At 69.4% G+C, this 16,350-nt stretch carries 14 protein-coding genes; 8 read left to right on the forward strand and 6 right to left on the reverse strand.

Features of this window, described 5'->3' with window-relative positions; translation table 11 throughout:
* Nucleotides 1-72: 72 nt before the first annotated feature.
* Entirely contained in the window at nucleotides 73-723 is a 651-nt protein-coding gene (locus K7G19_RS03955; RefSeq protein WP_149316085.1) for a 4-carboxy-4-hydroxy-2-oxoadipate aldolase/oxaloacetate decarboxylase, read from the forward strand.
* Here K7G19_RS03955 and K7G19_RS03960 read toward each other — a convergent pair.
* Complete coding sequence (locus tag K7G19_RS03960) at nucleotides 708-1,964, reverse strand: MFS transporter (protein WP_226105896.1); 1,257 nt, start codon at nucleotides 1,962-1,964, stop codon at nucleotides 708-710. The two genes, K7G19_RS03955 and K7G19_RS03960, sit on opposite strands and share 16 nt — an antisense overlap.
* A gap of 209 nt (nucleotides 1,965-2,173) precedes the next feature.
* Here K7G19_RS03960 and K7G19_RS03965 point away from each other — a divergent pair, with 209 nt between their 5' ends.
* A complete protein-coding gene (locus K7G19_RS03965; RefSeq protein ID WP_226105898.1) occupies nucleotides 2,174-3,097 on the forward strand; it encodes a LysR family transcriptional regulator in 924 nt (307 codons plus the stop codon).
* 34 nt (nucleotides 3,098-3,131) lie between these two features.
* On the opposite strand, the gene K7G19_RS03970 is transcribed toward K7G19_RS03965, so the two are convergent.
* Nucleotides 3,132-3,533 (reverse strand): hypothetical protein, encoded by a 402-nt coding sequence (locus tag K7G19_RS03970; protein WP_149316480.1) that lies wholly within the window; start codon nucleotides 3,531-3,533, stop codon nucleotides 3,132-3,134.
* 306 nt (nucleotides 3,534-3,839) lie between these two features.
* Here K7G19_RS03970 and K7G19_RS03975 point away from each other — a divergent pair, with 306 nt between their 5' ends.
* Nucleotides 3,840-5,141 (forward strand): UDP-N-acetylglucosamine 1-carboxyvinyltransferase, encoded by a 1,302-nt coding sequence (locus tag K7G19_RS03975; RefSeq protein ID WP_149316087.1) that lies wholly within the window; start codon nucleotides 3,840-3,842, stop codon nucleotides 5,139-5,141.
* Between the two features lie 163 nt (nucleotides 5,142-5,304).
* Here the strand turns inward: K7G19_RS03975 and K7G19_RS03980 are convergent, their stop codons facing one another.
* From K7G19_RS03980 to K7G19_RS03995, 4 genes are all read right to left on the reverse strand, one after another.
* Complete coding sequence (locus K7G19_RS03980; RefSeq protein ID WP_150083814.1) at nucleotides 5,305-6,237, reverse strand: dihydrodipicolinate synthase family protein; 933 nt, start codon at nucleotides 6,235-6,237, stop codon at nucleotides 5,305-5,307.
* A 17-nt stretch (nucleotides 6,238-6,254) separates the two neighbouring features.
* Nucleotides 6,255-7,577, reverse strand: coding sequence for an MFS transporter (locus tag K7G19_RS03985; RefSeq protein ID WP_304524167.1), 1,323 nt, complete (start codon nucleotides 7,575-7,577; stop codon nucleotides 6,255-6,257).
* 110 nt (nucleotides 7,578-7,687) lie between these two features.
* On the reverse strand, nucleotides 7,688-9,274 hold the full coding sequence (locus K7G19_RS03990) for an aldehyde dehydrogenase (NADP(+)) (protein ID WP_226105900.1): 1,587 nt from the start codon (nucleotides 9,272-9,274) through the stop codon (nucleotides 7,688-7,690).
* 117 nt (nucleotides 9,275-9,391) lie between these two features.
* Nucleotides 9,392-11,134: an IlvD/Edd family dehydratase gene (locus K7G19_RS03995; protein ID WP_149316090.1), complete on the reverse strand. Its 1,743-nt coding sequence runs from the start codon at nucleotides 11,132-11,134 to the stop codon at nucleotides 9,392-9,394.
* 223 nt (nucleotides 11,135-11,357) lie between these two features.
* Between K7G19_RS03995 and K7G19_RS04000 the strand changes: the two genes are divergently transcribed.
* From K7G19_RS04000 to K7G19_RS04020, 5 genes are all read left to right on the forward strand, one after another.
* Entirely contained in the window at nucleotides 11,358-12,362 is a 1,005-nt protein-coding gene (locus K7G19_RS04000) for a LysR family transcriptional regulator (RefSeq protein ID WP_226105902.1), read from the forward strand.
* A gap of 28 nt (nucleotides 12,363-12,390) precedes the next feature.
* The gene (locus K7G19_RS04005; protein ID WP_226105904.1) at nucleotides 12,391-13,905 is read left to right on the forward strand and encodes a PLP-dependent aminotransferase family protein; all 1,515 of its coding nucleotides are present in this window, start codon (nucleotides 12,391-12,393) and stop codon (nucleotides 13,903-13,905) included.
* A 280-nt stretch (nucleotides 13,906-14,185) separates the two neighbouring features.
* Nucleotides 14,186-14,836, forward strand: a complete 651-nt coding sequence (locus K7G19_RS04010; protein ID WP_226105907.1) for an FMN-binding negative transcriptional regulator — start codon at nucleotides 14,186-14,188, stop codon at nucleotides 14,834-14,836.
* Between the two features lie 56 nt (nucleotides 14,837-14,892).
* Complete coding sequence (locus tag K7G19_RS04015; protein WP_226105909.1) at nucleotides 14,893-15,912, forward strand: LysR family transcriptional regulator; 1,020 nt, start codon at nucleotides 14,893-14,895, stop codon at nucleotides 15,910-15,912.
* Nucleotides 15,913-16,060: 148 nt separating this feature from the next.
* On the forward strand, nucleotides 16,061-16,300 hold the full coding sequence (locus K7G19_RS04020; RefSeq protein WP_226105911.1) for a hypothetical protein: 240 nt from the start codon (nucleotides 16,061-16,063) through the stop codon (nucleotides 16,298-16,300).
* The last annotated feature ends 50 nt before the right edge of the window (nucleotides 16,301-16,350 follow it).

Genomic DNA, 16,350 nt, shown 5'->3' on the forward strand with positions numbered 1-16,350 from the left:
CCCATCGCCGCCCGGCATCCCCGCTCGCATCCCAGCCTTCACCCCTTTCCTGATCCGGACTTCCCGCTAGCCATGACGCAAGCCGACATCACTACCGCGCAGCTCGACCGCCTGAAGCGGCTCGGCACGGCCACCATCCACGAGGCACAGGGCCAGCAGGGCGCGGTCGATCCGCGCATCGCCGCGCTCGATCCCGGCATGCGGCTGGCCGGACCCGCGCTGACCGTGGATGTCCGTCCCGGCGACAATCTGATGATCCACTACGCGCTGACCAAGGCGCGGCCCGGCGACGTGCTGGTGGTGGACGCCAAGGGCTTCGCCGAGGCCGGCCCGTGGGGCGACGTGCTGACCTTCGCGGCGCAGACGATCGGTCTGGCCGGGCTCGTCATCGACGGCGCGGTGCGCGACGCGGCCAGCATCGTCGAGATGGGATTCCCGGTGTTCTGCCGCGGCGTCTGCATCCGCGGCACCAACAAGCAGCAGCCGGGCAAGCTGGGCGTGCCGCTGATCGTCGGCGGCGCCGCGATCCGCCCCGGCGACATCGTGGTCGGCGATCGCGACGGCCTGGTCGTGGTGGCGCGCGAGCAGGTGGCGCAGGTCATCGAGGCCAGCGAGGCGCGCGAACGCAAGGAGCAGCAGATGCGCGAGCGGCTGGCCGGCGGCGCCACCATGGTCGAACTGCTGGAACTGCAGGACACCCTGGCGCGCTACGGCCTGCATTGAGCCAGGCCAGCGGAAGCCGCCGCCGGCGCGCGCTGCATGCGCAGGCTAGTGACCAGCGCCGCCAGCGTCAGCGCACCGGCGATCAGCAGCGTCGCATGCAGCCCCGCCGCGTCGACCGCGATGCCGCCGAAGAACGAGCCCAGCGCGATCCCGAGGTTGAAGACCGACACCAGCAGCGCGGTTGCGGCCTCGATGCCGTCGAGGCCGTCGGCGGCGCGCAGCATCCAGCTCTGCACCGAGACCGACACCGCGCCGTACGACAGTCCCCAGCACAGCAGCAGCACCGCGCCACCGGCCATGGTGCCGCCCAGCGCCGCGAACAGCAGCAGCGTCGTGCTCAACGCCAGCGCGACGGCCAGCAGCGCGCGTCCCGGATGCCGTCCGGCCAGCGGCCCCGCGGCGAAGTTGGCGATCATGCCGGCCACGCCGTAGCCGAACAGCAGCACGCCGATCCACCCCGCGCCGAAGCCCGAGACCTGCTGCAGCAAGGGCCGCACGAAGGTGTAGGCCATGAAGTGGCCGGCCACCAGGAAAAACGTCACCGTCAGGCCGAGCCGCACCCCGCGGTTGCCGAATTGCGCGCGCAGTCCTTGCCGCGAGCCGCGGGCGGCGGCCGGCAGCGGCGGCAGCGTGGCCACGTTCAGCACGAAGATCAGGCCGCTGCAGATCGCCATCGCGCCGAAGGCCGCGCGCCAGCCGACCAGTTCGCCCAGCCACGCCCCCAGCGGCACGCCGACCACCGAGGCCACCGATACCCCGCCGAAGATGATGGCCGTGGCCCAGCCGACCGACGGCGCCGCCACCAGCCGCGGCGCCAGCCCGCCCGCCACCGCCCAGATGCCGCCGATGCAGAAGCCCACCACCACGCGCGCGGCCAGCAGCCAGGGCAGCGTCGGCGCCAGCGCGCACAGCACGTTGGCGCCGGCCAGTGCCAGCAGCAAGGCGGCCAGCAGGTGCCGGCGATCGATCGAGCCCGCGCCGACCACGATCAGCGGGGCGAACAATGCCGCCAGCAGCGCGGGCGCGGACAGCATCAGGCCCGCGCTGCCGGCCGATACCTGCAGGCCCTGCGCGATCGGCGTCAGCAGGCCGACCGGCAGCATCTCGGTGGTGACGACGCCGAAGGTCGCCAGGCCGACCGCGGCCACCGCGGGCCAGCGGTTGTCCCTCGGCGCATGGGAAGCTGTCTGCGCCTGCGCGGCGCGGGAATCACCGTGTCGTGATGTATCGGCTTGGGTCATCGGCGATCGCTCCGTTATTGGCCCGGTCGTTGGCCTCGGCCATTGGCCCTGTCATTGGCCCGGCCATCGGCCCGGCCATCGGCTTCGTCATTGGCTTGTTCAATCGCGGCGGGGGGCCCGATTCGCCGGGCTGCCCGCGTGTCCGGCAAGCGTAATCGGTGCCAAGGCGGTGATAAAGTAGCCAACTTTCGCAACACTGGGGACGAATCGTGCCTAATGGGGAAGGCATCGCGCTCGATCACCTGGGCGATGTGCGCGCCTTCGTGCAGGTCGCGCAGGCGCATAGCTTCACGCTGGCGGCGCAACGGCTGGGGATCTCGCGCTCGGCGGTCGGCAAATGCATCGCCCGGCTGGAAGCGGCACTGGCCGCGCGCCTGCTGCAGCGGACCACGCGCAGCGTCAGCCTGACCGACGAGGGCCGGCTGTTCTACGAGCATGCGGTGCGCATCCTCGCGGAGGTCGACGAAGCGCAGGCCGCGCTGGCCTGGCGCAACGAGGTGCCGCGCGGCCGCCTGCGCATCGATCCGCCGGTCACCCTCGGCCGCCTGCACATCGTGCCGATCCTGCGCCGGTATCTGGCGCAATGGCCCGAGCTGCGGGCCGAGGTGTCCTTCTCCGACGAATACAGCGATCTGGTGCGCGACGGCATCGACCTCGCGATCCGCGTCGGCGGCGAGCACGACAGCGGGCTGATCCGCCGCGTGCTGGCGCCGCACCGGCTGGTGACCTGCGCCACGCCGAGCTATCTGGCGGCGCACGGCACGCCCAGGACGCTGGACGATATCGCGCGCCACGACACCATCGTCTATACCCACGCCGGCATGGCCCCGCCGTGGCGCTTCACGGTCGACGGCCGCCCTTGCACGCTGGCGATCGAGGGACGCTGGCGCATGAACAATACCGAGGCGATGCGCGACCTGGCGCTGGCGGATGCGGGGCTGGTGCAGATCGCGGCCTTCCTGGTCGGCGGCGATCTGCGCGCGGGCACGCTGGTGCCGGTGCTGGAGGGGTTCACCGGTCCGGGGGCGCCGGTCTGCGCGGTCTATCCGAACCGGCGCCATCTGTCGCCGAAGGTGCGGCGGCTGATCGACGAGATCGATCGCGCATGGGCCGACGGGGCGCCGTGGAATTGAACAGGGGCGCCGGCCCCGTCCTGGCGCGGAGACTTCAGCCCTCGCCCAGCAGCCCCTGCGCATCCAGAATCGCGTAGGCGATCTCGGGATGGCGTTCGAGACAGCGGCGGATCGCCGCGGGAATGGTCTGCCGGGTCTTCTTGCACAAACCGAGCTGGTCGGCCAGTTCGATGTTGAAGCCGCGCACGGTGCGCACGCCGTGAATGCTCGGCTCGATCGTCACCGTGATGCCGAGCAGCGCATGCATTTTCTCCTGCATGCGGCGCAGGTCGTCGAGCGTCTGCACGTCTTCCAGCCGCGCGATCAGCCGTTTCTCTTCCTCCTTGGTCAGCCGGAGCACGCGGATGTCCGCCTGCGGATCGTCGAGCAGCTGCTCGCGGCCGCAGACGCAGGCCCCGGGCGGGCACTCCTTGCGGATCGGAAAGGGGGCGTTCATGTCGACGCGGATCGAGGCGGGTGTGGCGCGATGGTGCTGGCTGGTGCTGGCTGGTGCTGGCGTTGCGGGATGGCGGCGCGGAACGGCTCAAGGCACGGCTCAAGGCAAGGGCCAAACCACGGGCCTGGGCACAGCCCAGGCACAGGCGATGCAAAGGCCGCATGGCGGCGGCGCGCCCGTAGCCGGGGCATTATAGCGGCCTCGGCGATCGCCCGCGCCGGCGGCCGGGGCAGTACAATGCCGTCCGTTTCCACCGCTTACCGCCGTTCGGCGCCGCCCGCCGGCGCGGCACGGACGCTCTCCCTCATGTCAAATCTGATCGTGCATGGCGGCACGCCGCTGCGTGGCCGCATCGTACCCTCCGCCAACAAGAACGCCGTGCTGCCGGTGCTGTGCGCCACCTTGCTGACCGACCAGCCGGTCCGGCTGCACGGCGTGCCCGACATCACCGACGTGCGCAAGATCCTCGATATCTTCCGCACGCTCGGCAGCGATGTCCGCATGGACCATGACAGCGGCACGCTGGACCTGCATCACCGCGATACCGTCTTCGATCCCGCCCGCCACCATCTGCCCGAGGAAATGCGTTCCTCGATCATGCTGGTGCCGCCGCTGCTGAGCCGCTTCGGCGTCGCGCGGCTCGAGGACAACGTCAAGGGCTGCACGCTGGGCGTGCGCGAGATCGATCCGCACGTCGAGATCTTCCGCCGCTTCGGCGGCGAGGTCGAACGCGCCGAGGGCTCGCTGCTGCTGCACAGCGAGGGCCCGCTGCGGCCGATCGACCATTGGCTCGACTACGCGTCGGTCACCACCACCGAGAACTTCGTGATGTGCGCGGCCGCGGCCGGCGGCACTTCGACGCTGACCAACGCCGCGTCCGAGCCGCACGTGCAGGAGTTCTGCCGCTTCATGACGATGATGGGCGCGCGCATCGAGGGCATCGGCACCTCGCGCGTGACCGTGCATGGCGGCGAGAAGCTCGGCGGAGGCGAGTTCACCTTCGACGAGGACTTCCACGAGATCACGACCTTTCTCGCGCTCGGTGCGATCACCAATGGCGACGTGGTGGTGCGCAACGGCGCGCCGGCGAATTTCCCGCTGATCGATCGGACCTTCGAGAAGTTCGGCGTGCGCATCGTGCACGAGGACGGCTGGTCGCGCGCCGAGCGCTCCGGCCCGCTGCAGGTGCAGACGCCCTTCACCAGCAATGTGCTGACCAAGGTCGAGGCCGCGCCGTGGCCCTACTTCCCGGTCGACCTGCTGCCGATCTTCATCGCGCTGGGCGTGCGGGCGCAGGGCAATGCGATGTTCTGGAACAAGGTCTACGACAGCGCGCTCGGCTGGACCAGCGAGCTGTCGAAGTTCGGCGCGCATGTGTTCTCGTCGGACCCGCACCGCTTGATCACCTTCGGCGGCAACACGCTGGCGCCGGCCGTGGTGGAAAGCCCCTACATCATCCGCGTCGCCATCGCGCTGTTCATGGTGGCCGCCAGCATCGACGGCCGCTCGGAGATCCGCAACGCGGCGCCGATCCGGCGCGCGCATCCGCGCTTCGTCGAGAACCTGCGCAGCCTCGGCGTGCAGGTGGAGTGGACCGACGGCGAGTAGGACCGCCAACGAACCGGCCGACGAGACGGTCACCAAAACGACAAGCGAGAGGGCAAATCAGCCGTCCGCCTTCGCAATGCAATGTGGCGGCCCGCAAGGCCGCCACATTGCCATCTCCCGCCGCTATTTGCCGCTGTTTGCGGCCCTGTGCTGCGCTGTTCCGCTATTTCGCCCAGCGCAGCACCAGCGGATCGAGCCGCCGCGCGATCGCGATCAGTTCCCTGCGCGTTGCCGGATGCATCGGTGGCAGCGGGTGGCGCGGCGCCTCGCAGGCGATCACGCCGCCCTCCTTCATCAGCGCCTTGGCCGCGAGGATGCCCGCCTGCCGGTTCTCGTGGTTGATCAGCGGCAGCCAGCGCTGGTACAGCGCGAAGGCCAGGTCGGCATCGCCCTGGCGGTGCGCCTCGATGATCGGCCGGATGCCGTCCGGAAAGCCGCCACCGGTCATCGCGCCGGTGGCACCGGCCTCCAGGTCGGCCAGCAGCGTGATCGCTTCCTCGCCGTCCCACGGCCCTTCCACCGCGTCGCCGCCCAGCCGGATCAGCTCGCGCAGCTTGTTGGCCGCACCCGGCGTCTCGATCTTGAAGTAGGCCACCTGCTCGATCTCGCGGGCCATGCGTGCGAGCAACGGCGCCGACAGCACGGTGCCGCTGGCCGGCGCGTCCTGGATCATGATCGGGATACGGATCGCGTCCGACAGCCGCGCGTAGAACTCGTGGATCTGCGCCTCCGGCACGCGGAACGTCGCGCCATGGTAGGGCGGCATCACCATCACCATTGCGGCGCCCATCTGCTGCGCCCGCCGGCTGCGCGCGATGCAGACCTCCGTACTGTAGTGCGTGGTGGTGACGATCACCGGCACCCTGCCCCGCACATGCTCGAGCACGGTGCGCGTCAGCAACTCGCGCTCGTCGTCCGACAGCGCGAACTGCTCGGAGAAATTGGCCAGGATGCACAGGCCGTCCGCGCCGGCGTCGATCATGAAGTCGACCGCGCGCTTCTGGCTGGGCAGATCGAGCTCGCCGGTTTCGGTGAAGGTGGTCGGCACCACCGGGAAAATGCCGCGGTAGCGCGGCGAGGTGCGGGTGTAAGACATATGCAGGGCTTGCCGTATCAGCGCGGCGTGCGCGGCTCGAGCGCGGCGCGTACCACGAAGGTCATGAGCACCGCGAACACCAGCATCGCGGCGAGGAAATAGAGGCCGGCGGCGAGGCTTCCGGTCGCGTCCTTGATCAGGCCGATGCCGTAGGGGCCGAGATAGCCGCCCAGATTGGCCAGCGAATTGATGGTGGCGATGCCGACCGCGGCGCTGGCGCCGGTCAGGAACTGCCCCGGCAGCGCCCACACCACTGCCTGGATCGAATAGATCGAGAACGCCGTCAGGCAGATGAACAGGAACTGCAGCGCGGGGGTCTGGACCCAGGCGCTCGCCGCCATCGTCAGCGCGGCTGCGCTCGACACGACCACGATGTGCCAGTAGCGCTCGCCCTTGCGGTCCGAATGGCGCGGCACCAGATACAGGCCGACCAGCGCGAACAGATACGGCACCGCCGACAGCAGGCCGGTACTCGCATCGGTGACGCCGAACTGCTTGATGATCGTCGGCAGCCACAGCGACAGGCCGTAGATGCTCAGCGGAAACGGCAGGAACAGCAGCGACAGCAGCAGCACGCGCTTGTCCTTCAGCGCCTTCAGCGGGTTGCCGTGCGACTTGAGCGCGAAGGTCTTCTGGTCCGCGGCGAGTTCGCGCTCGATCCAGGCACGGTCGCGCGCCGACAGCCATTTGGCGTCAGCCGGGGACTCCGGCACCAGCCGCAGCGTCGGCAGGCACAGCAGCACCGCGGGCAGGCCGCTGACGACGAACAGCGTCTGCCAGTTCGACATGCCCAACAGCCCCGGCGTCGACAGCACCCAGCCGGCGATCGGGCCAGTGACGATCAGCGCGATCGGCTGCGCCAGCACCAGCAGGCCGATGATGCGGGCGCGATGCCGCATCGGGAACCACTTGGTCAGGAAATACAGGATGCCGGGATAGAGCCCCGCTTCGGCCGCGCCCAGCAGAAAGCGCAGCGCGTAGAAGGTGGTGGCGTTGTGGATCAGCGCCATCGCCATCGTGATCAGGCCCCAGGTCAGCAGGATGCGCGCGAACCAGCGGCGCGCGCCGAAGCGCTCCAGCGCCAGATTGCTCGGCACCTCGCACAGGAAATAGCCGATGAAGAACAGCCCGGCGCCGAGACCGTACGCGGCATCGCTGATGCCGACCGCGGCGTTCATATGCAACTTGGCGAAGCCGACCACCGAGCGGTCGATGTAGGCGACCACGTAGATCAGCGCGAGGAACGGGATCAGCTTGCGGGTCAGCATGCCGATGATGCGGGACTCTTCGGCTGGGGCGGTGTCGGCGCTGTCGTGGGGCAGCGGCACGGGCTGCGGCATGGACTGCGGCACGGGCTGATCCAGCCCGGCCGTGGAATGGCTGTTCATATCGGTCTCCTCACATTGTTCTGCATGTTGTGAATATCGGGATGGGCCTCGATGCGCAGGGGTCAGGCCGGCGTGGCCACCGCCTCCACCTTGCCGCCGACGCGGCGCCGCAGCCCGAGCGGATTGCCGTCGCGCAAGGCGTCGGGCAGCAGCGCATCGGGCAGGTTCTGATAGCAGACAGGACGCAGGAAGCGTTCGATCGCGGCGGTGCCGACCGAGGTGCTGCGCCCGTCCGATGTCGCCGGAAACGGCCCGCCATGGACCATCGCATCGCAAACTTCGACGCCGGTCGGAAAGCCGTTCGCCAGGATGCGGCCGGCCTTGCGCTCCAGCACCGGCAACAACGCGCGGGCGGCGTCGTGGTCCGCGTCGTCCAGATGCAGCGTCGCGGTCAGCTGCCCTTCGCCCTGCTCCAGCACCCGGCGCAGCTGGTCGGCGTCCTCGCATTCGACCAGCACGCTGCACGGGCCGAAGCATTCCTCGGCGAGCCGCGCGTCGGCCAGCAGATCGGTGGCGCGCACGCGAAACAGGCTCGCGGTGGCGCGGCCCGAGGCCGTGGCACCTTGCGCGACCGTGGTGACCGCCGGATGCGAGGCCAGGCGTTCGACGCCTTCGGCATAGGCGCGCGCAATACCGGCGGTCAGCATCACGCCGGCGGGCACGGCGGCGATCGCGCTGGCCGCCGCGGCGACAAAGCGCTCGAACGCTTCGCCGCCGACCGCCAGCACGAGGCCCGGATTGGTGCAGAACTGACCGCAGCCCAGCGTCACCGAGGCGACGAAGTCGCGCGCCAGCGCTTCGCCGCGCCGTGCCAGTGCGGCGGGCAGCAGGATATTCGGATTGACGCTGCTCATCTCGGCATACACGGGAATGGGTGCGGGCCGTGCGGCGGCGATCGCCATCAGCGCGAGGCCGCCGCGGCGCGAGCCGGTGAAGCCGACCGCCTGGATGGCCGGATGCGCGACCAGTGCCGCGCCGACCTCGTGGCCGGCATCGAACAGCAGCGAGAACACGCCTTCGGGCAGACCCGCCGCGGCAATGGCGGCCTGCACCGCAAGGCCGACCAGTTCGGAGGTGCCTGGGTGAGCGGGATGGGCCTTGACCACCACGGGACAGCCCGCCGCCAGCGCCGACGCGGTATCGCCGCCGGCGACCGAGAATGCTAGCGGGAAATTGCTGGCGCCGAACACGGCCACGGGACCGATGCCGATGCGCCGCAGCCGCAGATCGGTGCGCGGCGGCTGGCGCTGCGGCAGGGCCGGTTCGATGCGGGCATCCCACGCGTCGCCGCTGCGCACGAGCGACGCGAACATGCGCAATTGGCCGGTGGTGCGGGCGCGCTCGCCCTCGAGCCGGGCGCGCGGCAGGCCGGTTTCGTCCATCGCGCGCAGGATCAGCGCATCGCCGATCGCCTCGATGCGCGCGGCAATATCGTCGAGGAACGCGGCGCGGGCTTCGTCGGGCAGCGCACGGTAGGTATCGAACGCCCGCGCGGCCAGCGTGCAGGCCTCCTCCACGTCGGCAAGCGAGGCGCCGTGAAAAGCGGGATCGGCGATGATCTCGCCGCTGGCCGCATGCACCGCGTGGAAGGCCTCGCCGCTGCCGCGCCGCGCGGTGGCGCCGATCAGTTGATGGCCGGTCAATGGCATGGCGTGTGCTCCTGGTTGCCGTTCATGGGTTGCCGTTCATGGGTTGCCGTTCATGGGTTGCCGTTCATGGGTTGCCGTTCATGGGTTGCCGTGCATGCGTTGCCGTGCCATGCGCGCTCAATGCGAGTGGCGTGGCACATCGGCACCACGGCAGCCCACCAGGAAATCGAGATCGCAACCCTGGTCCGCCTGCAGCACGTGGTCGACATAGAGCCGTTGATAGCCCCCCTCGCCCGCCCGGCCCTCGGGCTTCGGCGGCCGGAACATCTCCATGCGGTCCGCCAGTTCCTCGGTCGGGATGTCCAGATGCAGCGTGCCCGCCTCGCAGTCGAGTTCGATCCAGTCGCCGTCCCGCACCGCCGCCAGCGGACCGCCCGCCGCGGCCTCCGGCGCGACATGCAGCACCACGGTGCCGTAGGCCGTGCCGCTCATGCGCGCATCGGAGATCCGCACCATGTCCTTGACGCCCTGCCGCAGCAGCTTCGGCGGCAGGCCCATGTTGCCGACCTCGGCCATGCCGGGATAACCCTTGGGCCCGCAGTTCTTCATCACCAGCACCGAGCTGGCGTCGACCTCGAGCGATTCGTCGACGATGCGGGCCTTGTAGTGCTCCAGGTTCTCGAACACCACCGCGCGGCCGCGGTGCTTCAGCAGCGAAGGCGTGGCCGCCGAGGGCTTGAGGACCGCGCCGCGCGGGGCCAGGTTGCCGCGCAGCACGCGGATGCTGCCGTCGGCGATCAGCGGCCGATCGAGCGGGCGGATCACCTCGTCGTTGAAGTTCGGCGCGTCCTTGACGTTGTCCCACAGCGTCCTGCCGTTGACGGTCAGCGCGCCCGGATGCGGCAGCAGGCCGCCCTCGCCGAGCCGGCGCAGCACCGCGGGCAGGCCGCCGGCGTAGTAGAACTCCTCCATCAGGAAGCGCCCCGACGGCATCAGGTCGACGATGGTCGGGGTATCGCGGCCGATGCGGGTCCAGTCCTCCAGTTCCAGCGGCACGCCGATGCGGCCGGCGATCGCCTTCAGGTGGATCACGGCGTTGGTGGAACCGCCGATCGCCGCATTGGTGCGGATCGCGTTCTCGAAGGCCTCGCGCGTCAGGATCTTCGACAGGCACAGCCCTTCCCGGGCCATCTCGACGATGCGGATGCCGGACATGTGGGCCAGCACGTAGCGGCGCGCATCGACCGCGGGAATCGCCGCGTTGTGCGGCAGCGTGGTGCCGAGCGCCTCGGCCATGCAGGCCATCGTCGAGGCGGTGCCCATCGTGTTGCAGGTGCCGGCCGAGCGCGACATGCCGGCCTCGGCCGACAGGAAATGGTGCAGGTCGATCTCGCCCGCCTTCAGCGATTCGTGCAGCTGCCACACCGCGGTGCCGGAGCCGATGTCCTTGCCGTCGAGCTTGCCGTTGAGCATCGGCCCGCCGCTGACGACGATCGCAGGCACATCGCAGCTGGCCGCGCCCATCAGCAGCGCCGGCGTGGTCTTGTCGCAGCCGGCCAGCAGCACGACGGCATCGACAGGATTGCCGCGAATCGCTTCCTCGACGTCCATCGCGGCCAGATTGCGCGTCAGCATCGCGGTCGGCCGCAGATTCGATTCGCCATTCGAGAACACCGGGAATTCGACCGGAAAGCCGCCGGCTTCAAAGACGCCGCGCTTGACGTGCTCGGCCAGCTTGCGGAAATGCGCATTGCACGGCGTCAATTCCGACCAGGTATTGCAAATGCCGATGATGGGCCGGCCATCGAATTCATGATTGGGAATGCCCTGGTTTTTCATCCAGCTGCGGTACATGAAGCCGTTCTTGTCGGCGGTGCCGAACCATTGGGCGGAGCGGAGCTTGGGTTTTGAATCCGGCATGGAAATTCCTGAATGCGGCGGGACGAACGCCGGCCCGCGGCAATGGCCGCGCGGCGGGGGACGTCATCGGGATTTGGGGGCAGCTGAGGGTGTCTCCTGGCTGCGTCGCGCCTTGGGCGATCGGTTTTGTTTTCGACAGGCGGCAGTGTACAAACCGATCGGATATCCTTCTAATGAAAATTCACGCCATTGCGATATCGAATCAGATATCCGTGTTAACCCGATGCCGACTTCCCCGCCCTGGTATATCCGCGCCCGCCTGAAAACCCGCCAATTGCTGCTGCTGGTGGCATTGGCCGAGGAAGGCAATATTCATCGCGCCGCGGCGGTCCTGAACATGACGCAGCCCGCCGCATCGAAGCTGCTGCGCGAACTCGAGGAAATGCTCGGCGTGCCGCTGTTCGAACGGCTGCCGCGCGGCATGCGGCCAACGTTGTATGGCGACGCGATGATCCGCCACGCACGGGCCGTGGTCGGCAGCCTCGATCAGGCGCAGCAGGAAGTGATGGGCCTGCGCGCGGGCCGCCTCGGCCATGTCGCGGTCGGCGCGATCACCTCGCCCGCGGTCAAGCTGCTGCCGCCCGCGGTGGCCGAGCTCAAGCGCGACAACCCCGGGCTGCGCGTCTCGCTGGAGATCGAGAACAGCAACGTGCTGCTGGAGCGCCTGGCGCAGGACAAGCTCGATCTGGTGGTGGCCCGGCTGTTCGCCGAGCACGACAAGCTGCAACTGCGCTACGAACCGCTGGCCGGCGAGCCGGTCTGCGTGGTGGCGCGCTGCGGCCATCCGCTGCTGGACGCGCCGGCACTGTCGCTGGCCGATCTGGAACCGGCGACGTGGATCGTTCCGCCGGCCGGCAGCGTGCTGCGCCATCGCTTCGACCTGATGTTCCAGCGCGCCAGCCTGATCCCGCCGACCAATGTGGTCGAGACCGCCGCGCTGCTGTTCGTCACGCAGATGATCGAGCAGAGCGACATGCTGGCGGTACTGGCCGCCGATGTCGCCGAGTACTATGCGCGCCACGGCATGGTGGCCATCCTGCCGCTGGACGTTCCCTGCCATATGGACGACTTCGGCATCATCACGCGCACCGACCGGCTGCTGTCGCCGGCCGCCACGCTGATGGTCGAGGCGCTGCGGACCGCTGGCCGCGTGGTCTATGCCAACGCGAATGCCAATGTCAATCCCAATGTCAATGCCAATGGCCACGCCGCCCGCGACCGGCATTGAGCCCTGATCCATTTCGACGCGCGAAGACATGGCACGACACCGTCACGCAATGGAGCTGCCCTCCATCGGCAAGCTGGACCGGTCCGCAGGACAGCTCGGCAGACAGCTGTCGCGGTTGCTGCGCGAGGCGATCCGGCGAGGGGAACTGAAACCGGGCGAGCTGCTGCCATCGACGCGCCATCTGGCGAGCTCGCTGGCCGTGTCGCGCGGGACCGTGCTGGAGGCGTTCGAGCAGCTGATTGCCGAGGGCTATCTCGAGGCCCAGGCCGGCGCCGGCACCAGGGTTGCGACGGCGTTATCCGATGCGCCGCAGCGCCGTACGCCGGCCCGCCATGTCGATGCGCCGGCGGCTCCGGTGCGATTGAGCACGCGGGCCGCGGCCTTTGCCGACGTCGCGCGGCAATTCGCGCCGCTGCCGCCCGTGCCGTTTGCGGTTTCGGTGCCGGTGGGCCCCACCGCGCCCGACGACGCATGGCGCCGGCTGGGCAATCGCACGCGAGCGCTGCGTGCGGCCGCGCCCTCCGGCTACGACGACCCCCAAGGCGTGCCGGCGCTGCGCTCCGCGATCGCCGACTACGTGCGCCGCTCCCGCTCGGTCCATTGCACGCCGGAGCAGGTGATCGTCACCTCCGGCACGCAGCAGGGCCTCTACCTGTCGTGCCAGGTACTGCTCGACGCCGACGACCTCGCGTGGGTCGAAGACCCCGCCTATCGCGGCATCACCGGCATCCTGGAAAGCACGGGACACCGGCGCGGCATGGTCCGCGTACCGGTCGACGAGGCCGGCATGGACATCGAGGCGGGCCGCGCGATGGCCGAGCGCGCGCGCGTGGCCTTCGTCACGCCCTCGCATCATTATCCGCTGGGCATGCCGCTGACGATGGCGAGAAGAAACGCGCTGCTGGCCTGGGCGCGCGCCAATGGGTCCTGGATCGTCGAGGACGACTACGACAGCGAATTGCGCTACGTCGGCCATCCCTTTCCCTCGCTGCAGGGACTCGCGCCCGACCGCGTGGTCTATCTGGGCACCTTCAGCAAGATCCTCTTCCCTTCGCTGCGGCTCGGCTATGCCATCGTTCCGCAGGCGCTGGTGCCGGCGTTCTGCGGCGCCCGTGTCCTGATCGACCGGCATTCGCCCAGCGCCGACCAGCATGTGCTGGCGGCATTCATCGACGAAGGACACCTCGACCGGCATATCCGCCGCGTGCGGCTCGTCTATGCGGACCGGCGCGAGCATCTGATCGCGGCAATTGCGCGCTGGATACCGCCCAGGCTGGCCTGGCTCCAGCCCGGGGACCAGGGCATGCACCTGGTGCTGTGGCTCGGCGAGGGGTGGGACGACCAGTGGATTGCCTCGCTCGCGATGGAGGCGGGCGTGGCGGTCAGGCCGGTGTCGCCGATGTACTCGAGCGGAAACGCGCGCGCGGGCCTGGTGCTCGGACTCGGCGGCTACACCGACGAACAGATCGACGCGGCGGTCAAGAAACTGGCCAAGGTACTCGGGTCCGCTGCCCGGACCAGGGGCGTATTCCCGGCCGGGTGAAAAAACACGGAACGCCCGGCGCGGCCCCGGCGGACTGCCTCAAATCGGCGATTACCCCGAATACTGGTCCATTCGAATACATCGAAAATGGCTCTTCCTTCCGGCCGGACACGGACCGATCATCGAGCACGGTGGAGGTCCGCCGGTGAGATCTGCCGCGAGGTCCACCCGTGAGTTCCGCCCACGAGGTCCGCCCACGAGTTCCGCCCACGAGTTCCGCCCGCGAGTTCCGCCCGTCACCACGCCAGTCCCTTTCGCCATTCGAGACCCGTTCGAGACCATGTACATCCCCTCCCATTTCGAAGTGCAGGACGTCGAAGCGCTGCATCGCCTGATGCGTCAGCATCCATTCGCGATGCTGGTCACGCATGGCCCGAATGGCCTGGACGCCAACCATCTCCCGTTCGAGCTGGACCTGTCCGCCGGCCGGAACGGCACGCTGCGCGCCCATGTCGCCAGGGCGAATCCGGTGTGGCAGGACGTGCGGAACGGCGACGAGGTCATGGTCGTGTTCCGCGCCGAGGATGGCTACATCACGCCGACGTGGTTCCCGAGCAAGCACGAGACCCACAAGCAGGTGCCGACGTGGAACTACCGGGTGGTCCATGCCCATGGCAGGATCACGATCCGCGATGAGGAACGGTACGTCCGGGGCGTGGTGGCGCGCCTGACGCGCACGCACGAGGCCTCGCGGCCGCAGCCGTGGAAGATGACGGACGCTCCGGCCGACTACATCGATACGATGCTGAAGGCGATCGTCGGCATCGAGATCGACATCACGCGCCTGGTCGGCAAGTTCAAGCTGAGCCAGAATCGCGAACTGCGCGACAAGCTCGGCGCGGCCGAGGCGCTGAAGCAGCAAGGCGACGTCGCACTCGGCCAGGCGATGCTCGATGCCATCGCGGAGCCACGGGACCGCGACACCCCATAACGGCCATGGAGCCAGGCGGATCCCGGCTGGCGCGGCGAACTCGACGGAGAAACGGCATGGATCCGGTCACCGGGCCGCGCAACGACGCGGCGCACACATCGGCCCACATATCCCCGCACACATCGAACAACATCGCCCCCCTCGACTACCGCAAATTCCGCGCGCTGGACCTGAACCTGCTGGTCGCCTTCGATGCGCTGGCGAGCCAGCGTTCGGTCAGCGGCGCGGCCCGGCAACTGTTCCTCGGGCAGCCCGCGGTCAGTCATATGCTGGCCCGGCTGCGGCGGCTGTTCGACGATCCGCTGTTCGTGCGCGGCGCCAGGGGCATGGAGCCGACCGCCAAGGCCATGGCGCTGGTCGAACCGGTACGCGCGCTGCTGAACGAGGCCTATGGCCTGGTACGTCCGGCCGGCGAGTTCGATCCCTCGTCGGCGCAGGCGTGCCTGCGCATCGCGCTGCCGGAACCGCTGGAGGCGATGCTGCTGCCGGTGCTGTGTGCCGCGCTGGCGCGCGAAGCGCCGTCGATCCGGCTGGTGTCGCGCGCGATGCCGGCCGCCCGCATGCCGGACGCCCTCGACGCCCGCGAGATCGATATGGCGGTCACCGGCGTGCCGCTCGCGACGAAGGACTGGCATCGCAGCGCGGACCTGCATCGTTGCGAGCTGGTCTGCGTGCACGCGCCCGCGCAACTGCCGCTGCCGGCCAGCGTCGGCGCGGACGAACTGCGCACGCTGCAGGCAATCGGCCTGTCGCATGCGATCGCGCTCGGCTCGGCCGGCAACGCCTTTCTCGGCCAGTTGCAGCACACCGGCGCGATGCCCACCGAAGTCGAGAGCCTGCTGACGCTGAGCCGGCTGCTGCAGGCCGCCCCGGTGGTCGCGGTGCTGCCCGCCGTGGTCGCGCCGCTGATCGTGCGGCAAGGCGCGCTGGCCTGCGTGCCGGTGCGCGGCACCGAGGACACCATCGCGATCCGGCTGCACTGGCACGGTGGTGCCGAGAGCGATCCGGTGCATCGTTACGTGCGCCAGCACCTCGTCGACGCCTTCACCGCGATGCTCGCGCCGCCGGAAGACTGACGGTGCCGGACGCCCGTCGCGGCGGGCACGTCCCCATCGAAACGCCGCATGGGGGCCATCGAATCGTTCGATTTCCCCTGCGTGACGGCCCTGCCTATAGTCGTGCCACTTCCACCACGAGGCGGCATGCAACAATGCCGGGCCCACGATGACGTTTCGGTTCTACCCCAGTTCGATCGCGCTGGCGATCGCGGCGGCCGCACTGTCCGGCTGCGCCACCAGGCAAGGCGACGGCGGCGGCGACGCTGCCACCGCCACGACGTCCACACCGGCGCCCGCGCCGATCGGCATGAGCCTGAGCGATATCAATCACCGGCATCCGATGCTCGAAGAGGAATCGCCACGCCGGCGCGGCGTCCGCCTGAACGACGCCTTCGTCGATCGCTAGCCGCGCGGAGCAAATCGCATGGCGACCCAGGCAAAGGTTCCGGGCCCTTC

The organism is Cupriavidus sp. DB3 (genome assembly GCF_020418465.1).
Taxonomy (GTDB): domain Bacteria; phylum Pseudomonadota; class Gammaproteobacteria; order Burkholderiales; family Burkholderiaceae; genus Cupriavidus; species Cupriavidus cauae.

What these genes read in the sequence shown, in the direction of transcription:
- K7G19_RS03955 (WP_149316085.1), top strand. Translation starts at nt 73, where the DNA reads ATGACGCAAGCCGACATCACTACCGCGCAGCTCGACCGCCTGAAGCGG.
- K7G19_RS03960 (WP_226105896.1), bottom strand. Translation starts at nt 1,964, where the DNA reads ATGACCCAAGCCGATACATCACGACACGGTGATTCCCGCGCCGCGCAG.
- K7G19_RS03970 (WP_149316480.1), bottom strand. Translation starts at nt 3,533, where the DNA reads ATGAACGCCCCCTTTCCGATCCGCAAGGAGTGCCCGCCCGGGGCCTGC.
- K7G19_RS03975 (WP_149316087.1), top strand. Translation starts at nt 3,840, where the DNA reads ATGTCAAATCTGATCGTGCATGGCGGCACGCCGCTGCGTGGCCGCATC.
- K7G19_RS03980 (WP_150083814.1), bottom strand. Translation starts at nt 6,237, where the DNA reads ATGTCTTACACCCGCACCTCGCCGCGCTACCGCGGCATTTTCCCGGTG.
- K7G19_RS03985 (WP_304524167.1), bottom strand. Translation starts at nt 7,577, where the DNA reads ATGCCGCAGCCCGTGCCGCTGCCCCACGACAGCGCCGACACCGCCCCA.
- K7G19_RS03990 (WP_226105900.1), bottom strand. Translation starts at nt 9,274, where the DNA reads ATGCCATTGACCGGCCATCAACTGATCGGCGCCACCGCGCGGCGCGGC.
- K7G19_RS03995 (WP_149316090.1), bottom strand. Translation starts at nt 11,134, where the DNA reads ATGCCGGATTCAAAACCCAAGCTCCGCTCCGCCCAATGGTTCGGCACC.
- K7G19_RS04000 (WP_226105902.1), top strand. Translation starts at nt 11,358, where the DNA reads ATGCCGACTTCCCCGCCCTGGTATATCCGCGCCCGCCTGAAAACCCGC.
- K7G19_RS04005 (WP_226105904.1), top strand. Translation starts at nt 12,391, where the DNA reads ATGGCACGACACCGTCACGCAATGGAGCTGCCCTCCATCGGCAAGCTG.
- K7G19_RS04010 (WP_226105907.1), top strand. Translation starts at nt 14,186, where the DNA reads ATGTACATCCCCTCCCATTTCGAAGTGCAGGACGTCGAAGCGCTGCAT.
- K7G19_RS04015 (WP_226105909.1), top strand. Translation starts at nt 14,893, where the DNA reads ATGGATCCGGTCACCGGGCCGCGCAACGACGCGGCGCACACATCGGCC.
- K7G19_RS04020 (WP_226105911.1), top strand. Translation starts at nt 16,061, where the DNA reads ATGACGTTTCGGTTCTACCCCAGTTCGATCGCGCTGGCGATCGCGGCG.